Here is a 17,590-nt window from a genome sequence, read left to right as displayed (position 1 = left end):
ACGATGCCACGATCACGGGATGGATTTACGGATATGGATTGGGACAAGCTGAAGGTGTTTCACGCAGCGGCGGAAGCAGGCAGCTTCACGCATGCCGGGGAGCAGCTCGGGCTGTCGCAATCGGCGGTGTCGCGCCAGGTCAGCGCGCTCGAGCAGGAGCTCGCAGTCTCGCTGTTCCACCGGCACGCCCGCGGACTGATCCTGACGGAGCAAGGCGACCTCCTGTTCCGAACCGCGCATGACGTCTTCATGCAGCTGCAGGCGGCGCGCGCCAAGCTGACCGACAGCCGCGAGCGCCCGAGCGGCGACCTGAAGATCACGACCACGCCGGGCGTCGGCATCAACTGGCTGATCCCGCGACTCGGCGAATTCACCGCGCTCTATCCGGAGATCCGGATCTCGCTGATCGTCACCGACGAGGAGCTCGATCTGTCGATGCGCGAGGCCGACGTGGCGATCCGCACCCGCAAGCCGACACAGCCGGACCTGATCCAGCGCAAGCTATTCGCGATCAGCTTCCACGCCTATTGCTCGCCGGAATATGTCAAGCGCTTCGGCACGCCGCGCACCCTCGACGAGCTCGATGATCATCGCATCATCATGCTGGCCGACGGCCAAGTCGCCCCGCATCTCCAGAACCGCAGCTGGCTGGTCGATGCCGGCCGCAACGGGTCCGGTCCGCGCGAGGCCTATTTCAGGGTCAACAACATCCTCGGCCTGGTCCGCGCCTGCCAGCAAGGCCTCGGCATCGCCGCGCTGCCGGACTACCTCGTCGAGGAAAACAGCCGTCTCGTGCAATTGTTCGGAGAGTCGGATTCGATCCAGCTCGACACCTACTTCGTCTATCCCGAGGAATTGAAAACGGTCGCACGCGTTCAAGTGTTCCGTGACTTCGTCGTGAGCAAAGCGCAGCGCTGGCCGGCGTGAGATTGTGCATGTCTGACATGCGGCTTGCATGGTTGCTGCGACGCCATTGAGCCCATAGTGAAGTTGTGCTGAGCGTTGGCGTTGCGCATTGTCCCCCTCCTCCAGTGGCGCGAGCGTTCAGAAATCCCTCTTGGAAGGTGATTGTGTCGGCCTCGTTGGCCAGTACCTCCAGCCGGGCTCATTTGGGCCCGGCTATTTTTTTTGCCGAATGTTTCCGTGTCGTGCCCGATGCGGCGTTGACAGCATCGCCTGCACCGCGCATCTAGATCGCATGTCCACGTCTTCGCACGCCAAGCTGTCGTCGAAAAAAGCTCCCCTCCCGGGGACATGTGGACGCGCGCGCTAGAATCTCTCGAATTCACCGCCGCATCACCAGCCCCGCCGCGAGGACGGGGCTTTTTTGCGTGTCCCGTCTCCGGCTCCTGCCACCCAAGGAGATGGACCATGACCAACATTACGACCCGACTGCAGGGCCTCTGGCTACCCCTGATCACGCCGTTCCGCGATGGCGCGCTCGACGAGCCATCGTTACGCAATCTGGTTCGGCACTACGCCGCCGAGCCGATCGATGGACTGGTGCTCGGTGCCACGTCAGGCGAAGGACTGGCGCTGTCTTGGGACGAGCGCGCCCGCCTGATCAGCGTGGTCCGGGACGAGCTCGACGCCACCGGCCGGTCGCTGCCGATCTGTCTCGGTGTCGGCGGCGTGGCGACGGCCGAGGTGAGCGAATCGCTCGACCGAACCGCGGAATGGCCGATCGACTTCTATCTGATCTCGAGTCCGCCTTACGTGCGCCCGTCGCAGCGCGGCCTGCTGGCGCATTTCACCGCATTGGCTGACCGCACCACCCATCCGATCGTGCTCTACAACATTCCCTATCGCTCGGCGGTCGGCCTCGACAACGAGACGCTGCTGCGGCTCGCGCAACATCCGGCTGTCGCAGGCCTCAAGGATTGCTGCGCCAATCGCATGCAGACGCGCGACTTGATCGCACGCCGACCGCCCGGATTTCGCATCCTCACCGGCGAGGACGCCCAGAGCTTCGATGCGCTGCAGGCCGGTGCCGACGGCGCCATCCTGCTCTCGGCGCATCTGGAGACCGAGACGTTTGCCGCAATCCTGCAGCACGTAAAGGCCGGCCGTCACGACGCGGCAGCAGCGTGCTGGGCGCAGGTCGAGGATCTCACGCGGCTGCTGTTCACCGAGCCGAGCCCGGCCCCGGCCAAGTACTGGCTGGCGCGAACCGGAATCATCGCGAGCCCCGACGTGCGACTACCGATGGTGGAGATCGGCGCCGGCCTTGCCGTACGCCTCGACCAGGAGATCGAGCGCCGCACGGCGACAAGGACGCAGAGCTGCGTCGCCTGAACGCTCCCGAAACAATCGTCGGACCGAGAGACGAAGCTGCAGCGCGGCCGCGGGCCACATCGGAGACCGCGGAGGCCGACACCTCCGTGGTTAATCCGAGCTAACAAACGCGATCAAAAGCGGCGCAGTCCGCAACCTCGTGTTTAAAGATGTTCCGCTATGGATGTTGAAAACGTCAAAGAGCGCGGGGACGTCGTGGCTTTGCAGGATCATCCATACCCTGAGCATCAGGGATTCAGCGTCGAAGACATTCTCTGGGCGGTCGGGATCTGGTCCGTGATCCTGACCCTGACGCCGGCTATCGCCTTCTATTTCCTGATGGTCGCCTGACCTCGCCGCGCCCTCTCGCGCGGCGCGAAATCGGCACTCACGCGAGATCGTGTGACCCGACGCAAAAAACGCGCGGAAGACCGCGCGTCGATGCCTCATCTGATGCCGCGATCAGGCCGCCTGCTTGTGCATGGCGCCGTTGGCCGACACGGTCCCGCGAATCGCCCGCACCGAGCGCTCGATCGCAGCCCAGAGGCGCGCGATCTCGGCTGCGGCACGCCCCTCCGCATAATATTCACGCACGCCTTCGCCCTGGCCCAGCGCCATCAGCAGATCGGCGCGGTTGGTGATCTGGCCGCCCCACACCGGCGCCTTGAACTTCGCCAGCGCCTCCCGGGCGATGGTCACGATCGGGCTTTCGGCATCGTCACGGCGCGCCGGCGCGCCATTGAGAACGACCGCGTAGGGCTTGCGCGCGGCGCGGCAGGTCTGGATCGTCTCCTGCACCGCGTTGACGTCGAACACTCCGGGGCGGGCCGGGATGATCACCATGGTCGCGTTCTTGATCGCATCCTCGACGACGGCCGAGATGGTCGGCGGCGTATCGATCAGCACCCACTCGACGCCGTCACGGCGGGCGGCGGACACGATCGCGCTCACCGAGTTCACAGCCGTCTTGATCGGCGGCTCGTTGGTGCCGCGCAGCTTGTGCCAAAGCGTCAGCGACCCCTGAGGGTCCGCATCGATGAGCAGACTAGACTTGCTCGACTTGATCTGCGCAGCGAGATGGGCGGCCAGGGTGCTCTTGCCTGAGCCGCCCTTACGCGATGCGAAAACAATGACGTTCATACCTTGGCCTCCAGATTGACCCCGGCAGCGAAAATGAATCAGCGGACTGATTCGCGGAAGAAAAATTTAGCGATTAATAAGACGTAACTCCTGATTGCCGAAACGGATTGGTTTTTGAGTCACACCAAAGCAGGCAAAACAGCAGATCCGGCCGCGATGTTCGACAACATCCGGTCATGCCCCATCGCATTTGCATGTTGAGGCTGCGCACCGAGGTGCGCATCCAAGGACCTCGGTCATTCCGAGTGCCGCCAAATGCGGCCATCGGCATCGCTCAAGTCGCGTCCGGTCGCGTCCACTTCTTCGCTTTGCCGGCGCGCGCAGTGACCGGCTTGGTGACAGGACGAATGCTCATCGGCCGTTCCGCGCGGCCAGATGACGCTGCCTGGCGCTGCGGTGGCCCGAATTGGGCGCGGCATGGCGGCGACAGCTCGGCCTTGCGGCGGACCATGCAGGCGGTGACACGATCGACGTCGGGAATGTCGGAACTACAAAGCCGGAACGCATCGCCCGTGCACGCCTGCTCCTGCTCGGGGGTATAGGCCCGTGCGGTTACGGGGACTAACAGCGCGGCTACTACGATCAGTACGGCAGAGATGCATGGATCGAGATCAATCCCTCTCATCGTCCCCTCCCCCTCGTTGCCGCAAAGTGTGATTGAAGGAGACAGGATTCGCAAGCAACAGCGCCACGCCGTGCTTCTGATCCGGCGCAGCAAACCGCAAGCGAGGGCACGCCCCGGCGATATATCCGTCGAAATACGGAGACCGGGCTCAGGCTTCCGCACAGCTCTGCGCACACGCCCAGTCTACAGCCGTACGCGAGAGGTCGCGACAGGGCTACAAGTCACGGCGCACGATCAATGGGGCGCGGAGCACGGATAGAGGTGAGCTAGCGAACGGCACAGCGATGGTCCTGGCCATGGTACAGTTGGGTGGGCTCGAACCACCGACCTCCTGTTCCACAGACAGGCGCTCTAACCAACTGAGCTACAACTGCATCCGCCATGGACTGCCCGCGAGGGGGCGTCCGAACGGGCCGGAAACTAGGTGCAACGGGCCAATTTGGCAAGGCCGAGAACGGATAAAGTCCCCGGCCATGCCGGCGTTTTTTGACGCTGTTTCGGCCCGAGTGAGCCCCCGTTCAAGCGGGAGCCCAGAAAGCATCGAACCCGGTCGCAACGCGTCCGGGTCCTGGATCTTCCGCTGGCCTCACCGGCGCACGGCCGTACCGCGCACCTGGCTCGAATCAGGCCGGCCTCAGGCCGCCGTCTTGAACAGCTTGCTGGCGCTTTCCTTGATCGGCTCGACCGTCTCGGCCGCAACCTTCTGGCCGAGCTCGCCGAGCTCCTTGGCCTGGGACGTGAAGGTCTCGAACTGCTTGCGCGCGAAACCGGTCCACAGCTCCATCGCCTCCGACGGCGACTTCACGCCGAACAGCTCCTGGGCGAAGTCGAGCGAAGCCGTCGTATTGGCCTTCGTAAATTCCATGACCTTGGACGAGTAGACGCCGGCGCCCTTGCTGGCGTTGGCGAAGAAGGCCTCGATGGCCGAATTGTGCGTTTCCGCAGCGTCCTTGAACTTGGCGTAGTTCTCACGGGCCTGCGACACGCCTTTTTCGGCGAGCGCGCGCACCTGCTCGGGAACCTCAAACGGGATGATGGACGCGGAGAACGGATCGGTGGCATTGGTCATGGCATGTATCCTTCGAAACATTGAGACTGGACCGTCCCGGCAATCGGGAAGTCACTTCGGATCACGCAGAGGAACCGCCCCTGGGAGGTAACAACCTCGCGTAGAGCTATATCGTGTCGTTTTTGTGCAACGCAATGGAAATTCCATTATCAGGAACTCTTTGTCGCGCCCGCCTCCAGAATTTACGGGAGCGGAGAACGTCCCCTCAGGCCTTGGGCTTGGTAGTGTCGATCGCAGCCTTGCCGATGGCTTGGCCCATTTCGCTTGCCTGTTCGGCGAGCGACCGCATCTGGCCCTGAACAAATTCGCTGTGAAGCCGCAGCACCTCGGGCAGGTCCTTGGCGTGCACCAGCGATTGGGCGTAGTCGAGCGATGATTGGAAGTTCTTTTCGGCATAGGACAAGACCTTGGCGCCGATGTCCTTGGTCCCGGCCCGCACCGTCGCGCTGCGCTGTTCGAGCGAACCGGCCGTCGCCTCCGCCGTGGTCCCCAACGGGGGGATTGCAACGGGCCATGCCCGGGTTCGCCGCAATTCCGTGCGCTGCGCTCACGAGGAACACATTAAGGTTATCCAAGCTTTAGCAGGACAGGGGTACGGCCCCGCCGTGGACCTTGGCCCTCAAAACGCGCGATAGTAACGAATTCTTAACGCCACCAGTTCCGGCCGCCGATCAACATCACAAGAGCCGTTCGCCGTCGTCGCCCATGACCTACGCCGATCTCGAATTGCAGGCCCTCAGCGACCCCCGGCTGGCTGTCCACGCCGCCGGCAGTCTGCCGGCCTGGCTATGGTCGGCCGATGGCAGCCGTGTGTTGTGGGCCAATGCGGCCGGTGCACGCGCCCTCGGCGCGGCGAGCGCAACGGCGCTGATCGCGAAGGCGCTCGGCCCCGCCGACGCGCATCGCCGCCAGGTCGCTCAATTGGGACGGCGTCTGCCCGAGACCGGCGCCTTGCGACTCGAACGCCTCCGTGGCTTCGGCGCGCCGCTCGGCACGCTCGCGACCTGCGGCTGCACCAGGATCGATCTGCCGGATGGCACGCGCGCGGTGCTGATCACCAGCACCGACGGGGGCGGACGCAGCGTCCCGCTGGCGGAACGCCTGAAGCGGCTCGTGGAAGCCAGCGGACATGCGCTGATCGCATTCACCCAGGATGGCCAGTTCGCCGGCATCAGTGCAGCCGGACGGCGCCTGTTTGGCACGCGCGACCTGAGCGAGCCGGATTTCGCCGAGATCCGCAGAGCGGCGCTTATCGACGGCATGGCCGAGGTGACGTTCGGCACCGAGCGCGCAGCGCTCTACCGCATCGGCAGCGGCAACCAGGTCGGGCTGGTGGCCGTCCCGATGCCGGCCCTAGCCGACGGGATGGAGGCGCCAGGCTCGGCGCAGACATCAGAGCCAACCGCAGATGCCGCCCCCGCATCACCAGCCCCCGTGCACGTTGCCGCTGGGCCCGTGGTCGTGATTTCGCCTCCTCTTCCGGTGGATGCAATGACTGAACGCCGAACCGATTACGAATCCCCCGCGCTGTCGAACGAAGCGCCGGCCGAGTTCCTGCTGATCGACGATCAGGCCAAGGCCGACCTGTTCGAGGCGCCGGTGCCGGTGCCGCAAACGACGGATGAGACGCATCCTGCCGAGTCCGGCGCGGCGGACCCTTCAGTTGGCCGCCGCCACCCACTCCGATTTTCCTGGCAGATGGATGCCGAGGGACGATTCTCGATCGGCTCCGACGAATTCACCCGCCTGATCGGGCGGCACAGCGCCGCCAAGCTCGGCCGTCCCTGGCATGAGCTCACTGCATCGCTAGGCCTCGATCCAGACGGGCGGGTCAGTGCGGCGATCGAAACGAAAGAGACCTGGAGCGGGCTCGTCGTCAGTTGGCCCGCGGACGGCGAGCGGCTTGCGGTCGAATTGTCGGGACTGCCTGTCCTGACGGAGGACAGGACCGATGCCGGCTATCGCGGCTTCGGCGTCTGTCGCGACCTCGACGCTCTGGACCGGCTGGCCGCACTGCGTCGTCCCGCATTGGCCGATGCAGACGCGGCCGATGCTCCGGACGCCGACGAAACCGATCCTGCCCAATCCGACCATGTGCAGGCCGCAGATGTGCCGCCGCAGCAGGACAACGTCACGACGTCATCTCGTGAGGCTTCCATTGCGGCGGACGTACACCACATCGACGGCATCGGGCTCGAAACGACCGGGAACGTGGTCCCGTTCCGCGCTCCGGGCGAGTCCAAGCATCCGGTGCTCACGCCGGTGGAGAACAGTGCGTTTCATGAACTCGCTCGTCAGCTGTCGGCCCGGCTCGAAGGCGAGATCCGCAACTCAGCCGCGGACGTCGCGAGTACGGCGTTCGAGCCGGGATCGCGCGTGAGCGATCCGTTGGTCTCGCCGCAGCAGCAGACCCCGTCGGCGACGGAGACGGCGACCGATCATGGCGCGGGGCTGCAGACCGAATGGCTCATCCCCGAGGACCCGCCGGCCCAGGGCGACAGCCAGCGCGACCGCATCCTGCTCGACCTGCTGCCAACGGGCATGCTGATCTACCGGCTCGATCGCCTGCTCTATGGCAATCCGGCCTTCTTCAGGCAGATGGGCTACGCCGACCTTGCGGCCCTGGAGCAGGCGGGTGGGCTCGATGCGCTCTATGTCGAGCCGGGCGTGTCGTCAGCGTCGAACAAATCCGAGGCCGGCACCCCCGTCACGATCTCGGCAGCCGACGGCTCCTCCAGCGAGGAGGTGAAGGCGGAAGCCCGCCTGTTCACGATCACCTGGGACGGCGATACCGCCCATGCCCTGATCTTCGCTCCGGTGCCCGGAACCGCGGCCGCGGTTCCGACGGCGACCGACGCTGCGCCGATGCCAGTGCCGGCCTCGGCTGCACCAGCCCCCCTGGTCGTGGCCCCGCCTCCGGCCGCCGGCCACGCCGAAGCCGAAGATCTTGCGGCGATCCTCGACGTCACAGCCGAGGGCATCCTGATGTTCGACGCCGGCGGCAACATCCACGCCTGCAACCGCAGCGCCGAGGCGCTGTTCGGTCACGACGGCGCGGCGCTGGTGCGCCGTAACCTGATCGAGCTGTTCGCGCCGGAAAGCGCCCGCCTCGTGCTCGATTACCTCGACAGTGTGCAGCAGGCCGGCGCGTCGAGCGGGTTCGATCAGGGCCGCGAGGTGCTCGGGAAGATCGCTCAGGGCGGCCTCATTCCGTTGTCGATGGCAATTGGCCGGACCAGGCCCGACGGTCCGAACTTCTTTGCCGTGTTCCGCGATCTGTCGCAGCTCCACCGCGGCGAAAGCGAGTTGCTGCAGGCTCGTCGCGTGGCCGATCGGGCCGCCAACGCCAAGGCCGACATGCTGGCCCGGATCAGCCACGAAGTGCGCGCGCCGCTGAACGCGATCATCGGCTTTGCCGAGGTGATGATCGGCGAACGGTTCGGCACGATCGGCAACACCCGCTACGCCGAATACATGAAGGACATCCGCACCTCGGGCGAGCGCGTCGTCTCCCTGATCGACGATCTGCTGGAGCTGTCGCGCATCGAGACCGGCAAGCTCGAGCTCGCTTTCACCAGCCAGAATCTCAACGAACTGGTGGAGAGCTGCGTCGCAGCGATGCAGCCGCAGGCCAACCGCGCCCGCATCATCATCCGCACCTCGCTGTCGCAACTGCTGCCGCCGGTCATCGCCGACGCCAGGGCGCTGCGCCAGATCGCGATGAACGTGATCTCGGCTTCGATCTCGCTGGCCAATCCCGGCGGCCAGGTCATCGTCTCAACCGCGCTGACCGATTTCGGCGAGGTCGCGCTGCGCGTCCGCGACACCGGTCATGGCCTGAACGATCAGGAGGTGGCTGCGGCGCTCGAACCGTTCCGTGCGCCCTCGGCTTCCGAGCAAGGCTCCGATGGCGCCGGTCTCAGCCTGTCGCTCACCAAGGCGCTTGTCGAAGCCAACCGGGCGCAGTTCCATATCAAGGCCGCGCCGAAATCCGGCACGCTGATCGAGGTGGTGTTCTCGCGCGCCATGGCGCGCAATCAGAGCACCGGCTGAACCGATCCTGCCCGGCGTACGGCCAGCGCACGCCGCTTGAGACCGAGCAGCAGCGGACCGAACGCCAGAACGAAGCCGGCGAATGCGACCACCCAGGCAAGCGCCGCGACGTGCAGCAGCACCTCGGTATGCGCCGGCGCCAACACGGCGCAGACCCGCGTGACCGCTGCGACGATGATCGCCAGATAGATCACCTGGGTCGCGGGCGCGGCCGTCAGCGCCTGGCCGGTGTGGCCGAGCGTGGCCCGCGTCATCACTGCAAGCGTCGTGATGCCGGCGGCCCCGACCATCCAGGCGTGCAGCCCGGCGCTTGGCAGAACCCATCCGAGGCTGGCGACCGCCGTGAGCAGGAAGCCGAGCGGGACGAACACGTAGCCGACATGCAGGATGACCAGCAGCCGTTCGCGCAAGGTGCGATCGCCGGCCCAGCGCGCGAGCCTCACCACATGCAACAATCCGGCCGCCGTGAGCGCAAGCGCGGTCGGCGCGCTCTCAGGAACGAGAATCCAGCCGAGCAGGCTCAGCGCACTGAACAGCACGACGGCGATGTCGAAGCGGCCGAACGGCGCCGGCAGCCGGCCGGGATTGTGCTTGACCAGCCAGTTGCGGGTGAAGCTCGGCGTGATGCGGCCGCCGATCAGTGCGAGCAGCAGCACGATCACGGCAACACCGACGCGAATGGCGTAGTCGGCCGAGCCACGCAGATGAGCCTCGACGTGGAACGCGATGTTGCCGGCGCACAGCACCGCGACGATTGCGACCACCGGCAAATTCCGCCAATTGCGCCCGGCGACGATCTCGCGCGCGGCGGCCAGAACGACAAGCGTGAGGAAGCTCGCATCGATCAGCAGCGCGGCCCACCAGGGGCCCAGCGCGGACATCGTGACGGCCAGTCGCCCGGCCATCCACACGATCACGAGGGTGAGCAGCGGCAGGCCCCGGATCGGCAGACGTCCGGTCCAGTTCGGGATCGCCGTGAACAGGAAGCCAGTGACGACGGCCGGCAAATAGCCGTAGAGCATTTCGTGCACATGCCAGTCGCGGGGAGCGAAGCCGGAGCTCAGCTTCAGCTCGCCGTAGAAAGCCGGGACCCAGATCAGGATCGCCAGCGCGGCCTGGAGCGCGCCCAGCAGAAAGAACGGCCTGAACCCGTTGGCGAGAACGGTCCAGCCCTGATAGTTGCGTGGAATCGCCATGTGCATGCTCGCTCGATGAAGGACGGGAACCGCACCGATCGCGGCGTTGTGCTTAACATGTAGTTGCGCGTCGCCCACTATGACTTGCGCCAGCACAAACTTCCGACAGATCGCAAAAACGTGCTATTGAGCGCCGCAAAATTAGGCCGAATCCGGCCCCGGAGAACACCATGGCTTCCATCGACCGTTCGCTGGTCGCGCATCTGCCGCTGTTTGCGGGGCTGTCCGCGGAGGATCTCACGGACGTGCTGCGGGAAGCCCGCTCCCTTCGCGTCCCCCGCAACGGCGCAGTGTTCGAGCAGGGCGCCGATGCGACCTCGTTCTTCCTGCTGCTCCACGGTCATGTCCGCGCCAGCAAGACGACGCCGACCGGCGACCAGATCGTGGTGCGCTATGTCGTGCCAGGGGACACGTTCGGCGTCGCCCCCGCCATCGGTCTCCAACATTATCCGGCGACAGCGACCGCCGTCGACGACAGCATCGTGCTGGCCTGGCCGTCCGCCTCATGGCCGCGGCTGGTCGCGAAGTTCCCGTCGCTGGCGGCGAACACGCTGCAGACGGTCGGCCAGCGGCTGCAGGAAACCCATGCGCGCGTGATCGAAATGTCGACGCAGCAGGTGGAGCAGCGCATCGCGCATGCCCTACTCCGGCTCGCCAACCAGGCCGGCCGCAAGCTCGATCACGGCGTTCAGATCGACTTCCCGATCAGCCGGCAGGATATCGCCCAGATGACCGGAACGACCCTGCATACGGTAAGCCGCATCCTCTCGGGCTGGGAGCAGCTCGGCCTCGTCGAAAGCGGGCGTCAGAAGATCGTCCTGCGCGAGCCGCACAAGATCGTCCTGCTGGCGCAGCAGAGCGCCGGCGACGCGGCCGCATCGCGGACCTGATCAGGCGCAGGCACACAGGGCCGCGAGGAACGCGTCGGGATCGATGCCATGCTCGTGGCAGGCATCCGCGACGTTGTGAAAACAGGCGATCGGGCAACCGACGCAACGCATCTGGAAAGCAAGAAAGACGCGGATCGTCTCCGGCCTTCGCCGCATGACGTCGTCGACCAGTTCATCGAAGGAGATTGGCATGCGCGCCTCCATTCCCGCGCGAATGGTAGCGGGCATGCCCTTGGCGGTCTTTGTCGCGGCACAAGCACCGCGGCAGCTGGCCGGTCAGACCGCCCGGCTGTGCAGCTGCTTCGACGCGTCGAGATGCGCATCGAACGCCGCAGCGACGCTGCGCACCAGGAACCGGGAATGCTCGGTCACCGCGAGCGCACCGCCGTTGAGCTCGACCACACCGTCGGAGATCAGCGATTGCAGCCGCGGCGCCGATCTCAGCATGTCGTCGGTGTCCGTGCCATGGCGGGTGCAGATGACGTCGAGGTCCACGCCGTAGTCGCACATGATGCGCTCGATGATGTCGGCCCGTAGGCGGTCGTCATCCGTCAGTCCATAGCCTTTCACGGTCGCGAGGCTGCCGGACGCGATCTTCTGCTCATAGGCCCGGACCTGCGGCGCGTTCTGGACATAACCTTGCGGCAGTTGCCCGATCGCCGAGGCGCCGAACCCGAGCAGCAGATCGTTGGCATCGGTCGTGTAGCCCTGGAAATTGCGATGCAGCCGGCCTTCGCGGAACGCGATGGTCATCGGGTCGGTGGGCAAGGCGAAATGATCGAGCCCGATCTGGACGTAGCCTGCGTTCTTCAGCGCATCAGCGATCGCACAGGCCTGATCGTAGCGTTCCAGACTGTCCGGCAGCGCCGAGTCCTGAATCTTGCGTTGGTGCGTCTTGAACGATGGCACATGAGCGTAGCCGAACACGGAGAGCCGGTCGGGGCGCAGGTCGATGGCGCGCCGGACGGTGTCGAGACAGGACGCCACGCTCTGATGCGGCAGCCCGTAGATCAGGTCGAAATTGATGCCGGCAACGCCGGCCTGGCGCAATCCATTCGTGGCCGCCGCAGTCTGCTCGAAGCTCTGTACCCGGTTGATGGCCTGCTGCACCCGCGGATCGAAGCTCTGCACGCCCAGGCTGGCGCGATTGACCCCGCTCACCCCCAGCGCGGCGATCATCTCCGGCGTCAGCGTGCGGGGATCTATCTCGATGGCGATCTCCGCCGATGGCAGCACGAAAAATGAATGACGCAGCGATCCGACGAGATCCACAAAGGACTCCGGCGCCATGATGGTGGGCGTGCCGCCGCCGAAATGAATGTGCCCGACCTGCAGACGCCGGCCAATCTGGCGCGCCACCATGTCGATCTCGCAGCGCAGTGCCGATTCGTAGACCGCAATCGGCTCGTCGCGCTTGGCGACCATGGTGTTGCAGCCGCAATACCAGCACATCGAGCGGCAGAAGGGCACATGCAGGTAAAGTGATGCCGTCGCGCTCGCCGGTATCGCGCGCAGCCATTCTGCGTAGGTGGACGGGCCGACCGCGGCGGAGAAATGAGGCGCCGTGGGATAGCTGGTGTAGCGCGGAAGGCGCTCCTGTCCGTAGCATGCCGCAAGATCTGGTCTCATGTCCTGCCTGTCACCTGAGCGTGTCGACCTGGGGTTCGGAGGTCCTTGACATAAGGCAAGAGGGGCGGCCTTGAGCTTTCTCAAGGCGCGGCCGGCAGATGCCCCGTTGGACAACCAGTAGAACGCCGGTTATCGCCTCGGACTTTGCGCTTCCTCAAAGTGGCCGGCTCATTTCACATCATCATTGATTCATTGACGATTCGAGGAAAACCGCAATGGAAGCTCTGCAACTTCTGATCCGTTCATTTGCTCTCCTCGCCGGCATCCGCGGCCATATCCCCCAGTCCGACGGATTCGAATCGTTCCGCGACGAGTCGGGACCGACAGGCCTGCTCGGCAATATCGCCATGTTCATGACCACGATGTTTTGCCTCGCGGCGGCAGTGGCCTTCGCCGCGTTGCTGGCGGTGCGCTGGCTGAGCTGACGAGTTTGGTAGCCCATCGTCGATCGGTACAATGCCTTGAACCTCGCATCTTGGTGCACGTGACTGTCCTGCGGTCTCGGCAAACGGACGGATCATTTCTCGGCGCGTAGTTGCGCGGGGACAGTCCAGCCCCCTTTGCTCCGCGCCCGGACTCCCCAAGAACTACTCGCCGATGCAACTCATTCGCGCGCTGCGCTGGCGCGGCCGCGCCAATTTCGCTCCGAACCCGCCGTCGTATTCCGCAAATGCGAAGTTGCTTGTTGCAGCACAAACAAGCGGGGTTCCAACGAGAGCATGATGATTGCGGCACTACAACAGATCCAATGAAGGAGCGATCCATGTTGACCCGCCGCACCGCCATGTTCAGTGCAGCCATCGCCGCGATGATGCTTGCGGCTCCCGCGATGGCCGAGGACCTCAAGCTGCCGCGCCAGAAGGTCGATCTGGTGGCTCCGCCGTTCGTGCATGCGCACGAGCAGGCGACGAAGCAGGGGCCCAAGATCATGGAGTTCAAGCTCGTGGTCCAGGAGAAGAAGATGGTGATCGACGAGAAGGGCACCACCTTCCAGGCCATGACGTTCAACGGCTCGATGCCGGGCCCGCTGATGGTGGTCCATGAGGGTGACTATGTCGAGGTGACCCTCGTCAATCCCGCGACCAACAGCATGCCGCATAACATCGATTTCCACTCCGCGACCGGAGCGCTGGGTGGCGGCGCGCTGACCCTGGTCAATCCCGGCGAGCAGGTCGTGCTGCGCTGGAAGGCGACGCGGACCGGCGTGTTCGTCTATCACTGCGCCCCAGGCGGACCGATGATCCCCTGGCATGTCGTCTCCGGCATGAACGGCGCCGTGATGGTGCTGCCGCGCGACGGTCTCAATGACGGCCGCGGACACGCGTTGCGCTACGATCGCGTCTACTACATCGGCGAGCAGGACCTCTACGTCCCGCGCGACGACAAGGGCAACTTCAAATCCTATGACTCGCCCGGCGAGGCCTATAGCGACACCGAGGAGGTCATGCGCAAGCTCACGCCGACCCATGTGGTGTTCAACGGCAAGGCCGGCGCGCTCACCGGAAAGAATGCGCTCACGGCCAATGTCGGCGAGAACGTGCTGATCGTGCACTCGCAGGCGAACCGCGACAGTCGTCCGCATCTGATCGGCGGCCACGGCGATTATGTCTGGGAGACCGGCAAGTTCTCCAACGCGCCGGAGACCGGGCTCGAGACCTGGTTCATCCGCGGCGGCTCCGCGGGTGCCGCGCTCTACAAATTCCTGCAGCCCGGCATCTACGCCTACGTCACCCACAACCTGATCGAGGCGGCCAATCTCGGCGCAACGGCCCATTTCAAGGTCGAAGGCAAGTGGAATGACGACCTGATGATGCAGGTGAAGGCCCCGGCCGACATTCCGACCGGCACGACGAACTGATCGGCCCAGGGGGCCGGCATGTCCGGCCCCCCACTCTTCTCAGTGTGCTGCCATGCTGCTCGCTTTCAAGATCAAGCTCACCCTCGCCTGCGTCGTCGGATTGGCTGGCCCGACCACAATGGCCCCGATCCTTGCAGGGCTGCCAGACCGCGCCGCCGGTCTCGACGGCCCCGCCCTCACCGAGATCGCACCTGGGACGATCAGCTACCGCGACTCCGGCGACCATCTCCGCAACGGCCGCCAAGCCGAAGCTCCCATCACGACGGTCCGCTTTGATCATCCGCTGACCATGATGACGAACCAGGTCAGCGCCGCCGACTACCACGCCTGCGTCGAAGCCCATGCATGCCGCGCGCTCGATCGCGACGTCCCCATCGCCATCGATCGTCCGGCGGTGCAGGTGAGCTGGCACGACGCCGTTGCCTACGCCGCGTGGCTCTCGCACAAGACCGGCGAGAGCTATCGGCTGCCGACCGATACCGAGTGGGCCTATGCGGCCGGGAGACGATTCAAGGACGATGGCATCTCGATCGACGACGCCGATCCCTCGCGGCGCTGGATCGCCCGCTACGAACGGGAAGCCACCCTGCAAGACGATCCCAAGACGCGCGGCTTCGGCGGCTTCGGCATCAACGAGCACGGCATCGCCGACCTCGCGGGCAATGTCTGGGAATGGACCTCGACCTGCTTCACACGCAAGCTGCAGGATAGTGCCGGTCGCGTCATCAAGACCGTCAGCAATTGCGGCGTCCGTTTGGCCGAAGGCGCGCATCGAGCCTACGTGACCGACTTCATCCGCGATGCGCGTGCCGGCGGCTGCGCCTCCGGCACGCCACCTGCCAATCTCGGTTTCCGGCTTGTCCGCGATCAACCCTCATGGAGCCGCAGCATGACGCGGCGCCTGGGCCGGCTACTCGGCGCCATCCGCGCCTGACATGCTCGGCCTCCATAAGTCCGCTCGAAAAGTACGCTCGAAGCACGCTTGCCTGCAACCTACGCCGGCGCCGGATCGACGGTGCCCTGACACTGGCACAAATGACAGTCACGCAAAAACAACTTTCGGTTGCGAAATCTGAGTTGCAAACGTTAGACAATTGCCGTTGAGCGACGCGATGAGCGGACCAGGAGGCGAGTGTGATTTCTCGACATCCGCCGGTCTTCTTCACGTCCGACCTGCATGGTTACGGGATCGGCAACACCAGCTGGTTCGACGACGATTCGCCGAGCGCACTGGCTGGACGCTGCCTCATCGACGCGCTCGAATATCTGCGGACGTCGCCTAAATTCGCCGCCAAGGACTGGCACGTGGTGAATGCGGGCGCGGCGCGTCTCGTGCACCAATGTCTCACGGACGGCGCGCTGGCGCGCAGCGATATTCTCGATCGCGTGGCTCCCGCCATCGAACGGGTTTGCGCACGGATCGTCGCGAGCCGCCAATATCGCATTCCGTTCTATGGCGACGACTTCTGGGACTGGGCCAGTGTGGTCGACGGTTTGTGCGAGGTACAGCAGGTTTCGGTGACCGCGGCCCAGGTCGCAAGACGCGAGCTCGACCAGTTTCGTAGGACCGTCCACATCCGCATGCCGAGCGGTCTCTCGGTCGGCGACCTCGAGCACGAATGGTTCGGACCGGCGATCGCAACACGCGCCTATCGTGTGCTGGATTCCCGCGCATCGGGAATAGATCCCGACCTGCGCAACGAGTTGCAGGCGCAATCGCTCGAACGCATCGAGCGCGGCAGGTATCGCGGACGGCAGGTGACGCCGTGGCAATTGAGCTGGCACTACGGTCAGGTCGTCGGCGAATTCCAGCGCGCCGCAAGCGAGCAGGCGGCCGAGCTGGCTGATTTTGCCTGGCTCGCCGTTCCCCTCGAACTCAGCAAGCGCGCCCAGGTTCTCGCGCGCATCCTGCAAGGCGCCTGCGCGGTGAAGGACCGCAGGACCGTCCTGCAGGCCTTCGAAGAGCTCTATCGCTGCGAGACACCCGGCCGGCCGCTCGGCCAGGGCGTGATCGGCGCCGACATCGAGGCCTCCCTGGACGTGCTCGAAGCGCTGTGGCAGCAGCTCGACGGTCGTGAGAAGGCCAGCATCAACGCGATGCTCGACGCGCTGCGATTTCTCCATGCCAAAGCCAACACGATCGGTTTCGTGGTCGAAACGCCGGAGGATATCGAAGCCCTGGTCCAGGCGATGGGCCCGGGCACGCTGATCGAACAGCGCAACGCGGCGCGCGCCATCATCAGGCATTCCTGCTTCCATGCAGTCGTGTGCCTCGGGCGATCGATCGCCGAGGTGGCGAGCGCGGCCGCAGTGGCGATCGAAGAGCATGGGGCGCAGTGGCTGATCATGCCGGGACGGGCCGACGCCCTGGGAGCGAATCTCCCGCAAGTGGCCCGCGGCCCGCGATTCGTCGGCGCCGGCCCCGGCGATCTCGTCATCGCCACCTCGGTCGCGCCATTCCGGATTCAGATCAAGCTGCGCGACGCGCTCAGCATGGCCGAGCCGCCCTCGGTCGATGACAGCGGAATGATCATTCCGGCCGATCCCGAGCTTTGCCGCCTCGCGCACGAGGCCGCAAATGGCATGCTGGACGACATCGACGTGTTCTTCGAAGGAATGACAGTGACGTGCGATGGCGACGGCACCGACGCCGAAATCTCGGCGGCGTTTCCAGGCGCGCTTGCGACGGATGACACGGCCTATGCGATGGGACTGATCTGCCTCAGCCGCAGTGTGCCGTGCCTGATCATTCAGGGGTTGGCGGAGACGGCGCCGCCCGCTGCTGCGAGCCGGGCGCAGCATGCGGCATGCCGGCTCGCCGTCAAGGTCGCGGAGATGCTCTGCCGGCGCTGGTAG

15 protein-coding genes, 1 tRNA gene and 1 pseudogene are annotated in these 17,590 nt (G+C 65.2%); 9 read left to right on the top strand and 8 right to left on the bottom strand.

Going from position 1 to position 17,590, the window contains the following annotated elements:
- The first annotated feature begins 3 nt into the window (after positions 1–3).
- The 3 genes from QX070_RS08080 to QX070_RS08070 all read left to right on the top strand — a co-directional run bounded on the left by QX070_RS08080 (position 4) and on the right by QX070_RS08070 (position 2,625).
- Positions 4–927 carry a LysR family transcriptional regulator gene (locus QX070_RS08080; protein ID WP_315717522.1) on the top strand — a complete coding sequence of 308 codons (924 nt, stop codon included), beginning with the start codon at positions 4–6 and terminating at the stop codon, positions 925–927.
- 444 nt (positions 928–1,371) lie between these two features.
- Complete coding sequence (locus QX070_RS08075; RefSeq protein ID WP_315736369.1) at positions 1,372–2,295, top strand: 4-hydroxy-tetrahydrodipicolinate synthase; 924 nt, start codon at positions 1,372–1,374, stop codon at positions 2,293–2,295.
- A gap of 159 nt (positions 2,296–2,454) precedes the next feature.
- Positions 2,455–2,625 carry a hypothetical protein gene (locus QX070_RS08070; RefSeq protein ID WP_315736368.1) on the top strand — a complete coding sequence of 57 codons (171 nt, stop codon included), beginning with the start codon at positions 2,455–2,457 and terminating at the stop codon, positions 2,623–2,625.
- A gap of 111 nt (positions 2,626–2,736) precedes the next feature.
- Here QX070_RS08070 and QX070_RS08065 read toward each other — a convergent pair whose 3' ends face one another.
- From QX070_RS08065 to QX070_RS08045, 5 genes and pseudogenes are all read right to left on the bottom strand, one after another.
- Entirely contained in the window at positions 2,737–3,414 is a 678-nt protein-coding gene (locus QX070_RS08065; protein ID WP_315736367.1) for a ParA family protein, read from the bottom strand.
- A gap of 274 nt (positions 3,415–3,688) precedes the next feature.
- Positions 3,689–4,039: a hypothetical protein gene (locus QX070_RS08060; RefSeq protein ID WP_315736366.1), complete on the bottom strand. Its 351-nt coding sequence runs from the start codon at positions 4,037–4,039 to the stop codon at positions 3,689–3,691.
- Between the two features lie 297 nt (positions 4,040–4,336).
- A tRNA-His gene (locus tag QX070_RS08055) sits at positions 4,337–4,413 on the bottom strand.
- Positions 4,414–4,673: 260 nt separating this feature from the next.
- The gene (locus QX070_RS08050; protein WP_315736365.1) at positions 4,674–5,108 is read right to left on the bottom strand and encodes a phasin; all 435 of its coding nucleotides are present in this window, start codon (positions 5,106–5,108) and stop codon (positions 4,674–4,676) included.
- Positions 5,109–5,313: 205 nt separating this feature from the next.
- A pseudogene (locus QX070_RS08045) lies at positions 5,314–5,589 on the bottom strand (phasin family protein); the annotation flags it as partial.
- A gap of 224 nt (positions 5,590–5,813) precedes the next feature.
- Between QX070_RS08045 and QX070_RS08040 the strand changes: the two are divergent.
- A complete protein-coding gene (locus QX070_RS08040; protein ID WP_315736364.1) occupies positions 5,814–9,161 on the top strand; it encodes a PAS domain-containing sensor histidine kinase in 3,348 nt (1,115 codons plus the stop codon).
- On the opposite strand, the gene QX070_RS08035 is transcribed toward QX070_RS08040, so the two are convergent.
- On the bottom strand, positions 9,146–10,357 hold the full coding sequence (locus QX070_RS08035) for an NnrS family protein (RefSeq protein ID WP_315736363.1): 1,212 nt from the start codon (positions 10,355–10,357) through the stop codon (positions 9,146–9,148). The two genes, QX070_RS08040 and QX070_RS08035, sit on opposite strands and share 16 nt — an antisense overlap.
- Positions 10,358–10,527: 170 nt before the next feature.
- Here QX070_RS08035 and QX070_RS08030 point away from each other — a divergent pair, with 170 nt between their 5' ends.
- Positions 10,528–11,247 carry a Crp/Fnr family transcriptional regulator gene (locus QX070_RS08030; protein WP_315736362.1) on the top strand — a complete coding sequence of 240 codons (720 nt, stop codon included), beginning with the start codon at positions 10,528–10,530 and terminating at the stop codon, positions 11,245–11,247.
- Here QX070_RS08030 and QX070_RS08025 read toward each other — a convergent pair whose 3' ends face one another.
- Positions 11,248–11,439: a DUF1858 domain-containing protein gene (locus QX070_RS08025; protein ID WP_315737044.1), complete on the bottom strand. Its 192-nt coding sequence runs from the start codon at positions 11,437–11,439 to the stop codon at positions 11,248–11,250.
- 84 nt (positions 11,440–11,523) lie between these two features.
- Entirely contained in the window at positions 11,524–12,876 is a 1,353-nt protein-coding gene (gene hemN / locus QX070_RS08020) for an oxygen-independent coproporphyrinogen III oxidase (RefSeq protein ID WP_315736361.1), read from the bottom strand.
- Between the two features lie 215 nt (positions 12,877–13,091).
- On the opposite strand from hemN, the gene QX070_RS08015 reads away from it, so the two are divergent.
- The 4 genes from QX070_RS08015 (at position 13,092) to QX070_RS08000 (ending at position 17,590) form a co-directional block, all read left to right on the top strand.
- Complete coding sequence (locus QX070_RS08015) at positions 13,092–13,301, top strand: hypothetical protein (RefSeq protein ID WP_315736360.1); 210 nt, start codon at positions 13,092–13,094, stop codon at positions 13,299–13,301.
- A 338-nt stretch (positions 13,302–13,639) separates the two neighbouring features.
- Positions 13,640–14,734 carry a copper-containing nitrite reductase gene (gene nirK / locus QX070_RS08010; RefSeq protein ID WP_315736359.1) on the top strand — a complete coding sequence of 365 codons (1,095 nt, stop codon included), beginning with the start codon at positions 13,640–13,642 and terminating at the stop codon, positions 14,732–14,734.
- A gap of 52 nt (positions 14,735–14,786) precedes the next feature.
- Positions 14,787–15,668, top strand: coding sequence for a formylglycine-generating enzyme family protein (locus tag QX070_RS08005; RefSeq protein WP_315736358.1), 882 nt, complete (start codon positions 14,787–14,789; stop codon positions 15,666–15,668).
- 200 nt (positions 15,669–15,868) lie between these two features.
- Positions 15,869–17,590, top strand: coding sequence for a hypothetical protein (locus QX070_RS08000; RefSeq protein WP_315736357.1), 1,722 nt, complete (start codon positions 15,869–15,871; stop codon positions 17,588–17,590).

The organism is Bradyrhizobium sp. SZCCHNR1093 (assembly GCF_032381175.1).
In the GTDB taxonomy this organism is placed as follows: domain Bacteria; phylum Pseudomonadota; class Alphaproteobacteria; order Rhizobiales; family Xanthobacteraceae; genus Bradyrhizobium.
The sequence above is the reverse complement of the archived record's forward strand: the minus strand, read 5'-3'. Positions and strand labels throughout refer to the sequence as shown.

Bases quoted from the DNA above. Each gene is read 5' to 3' on its own strand.
- QX070_RS08075 (WP_315736369.1), top strand. From the start codon at position 1,372: ATGACCAACATTACGACCCGACTGCAGGGCCTCTGGCTACCCCTGATC.
- QX070_RS08060 (WP_315736366.1), bottom strand. From the start codon at position 4,039: ATGAGAGGGATTGATCTCGATCCATGCATCTCTGCCGTACTGATCGTA.
- QX070_RS08025 (WP_315737044.1), bottom strand. From the start codon at position 11,439: ATGCCAATCTCCTTCGATGAACTGGTCGACGACGTCATGCGGCGAAGG.
- QX070_RS08065 (WP_315736367.1), bottom strand. From the start codon at position 3,414: ATGAACGTCATTGTTTTCGCATCGCGTAAGGGCGGCTCAGGCAAGAGC.
- QX070_RS08050 (WP_315736365.1), bottom strand. From the start codon at position 5,108: ATGACCAATGCCACCGATCCGTTCTCCGCGTCCATCATCCCGTTTGAG.
- QX070_RS08070 (WP_315736368.1), top strand. From the start codon at position 2,455: ATGGATGTTGAAAACGTCAAAGAGCGCGGGGACGTCGTGGCTTTGCAG.
- hemN (WP_315736361.1), bottom strand. From the start codon at position 12,876: ATGAGACCAGATCTTGCGGCATGCTACGGACAGGAGCGCCTTCCGCGC.
- QX070_RS08080 (WP_315717522.1), top strand. From the start codon at position 4: ATGCCACGATCACGGGATGGATTTACGGATATGGATTGGGACAAGCTG.
- QX070_RS08035 (WP_315736363.1), bottom strand. From the start codon at position 10,357: ATGGCGATTCCACGCAACTATCAGGGCTGGACCGTTCTCGCCAACGGG.
- QX070_RS08030 (WP_315736362.1), top strand. From the start codon at position 10,528: ATGGCTTCCATCGACCGTTCGCTGGTCGCGCATCTGCCGCTGTTTGCG.
- QX070_RS08040 (WP_315736364.1), top strand. From the start codon at position 5,814: ATGACCTACGCCGATCTCGAATTGCAGGCCCTCAGCGACCCCCGGCTG.
- QX070_RS08005 (WP_315736358.1), top strand. From the start codon at position 14,787: ATGCTGCTCGCTTTCAAGATCAAGCTCACCCTCGCCTGCGTCGTCGGA.
- QX070_RS08015 (WP_315736360.1), top strand. From the start codon at position 13,092: ATGGAAGCTCTGCAACTTCTGATCCGTTCATTTGCTCTCCTCGCCGGC.
- nirK (WP_315736359.1), top strand. From the start codon at position 13,640: ATGTTGACCCGCCGCACCGCCATGTTCAGTGCAGCCATCGCCGCGATG.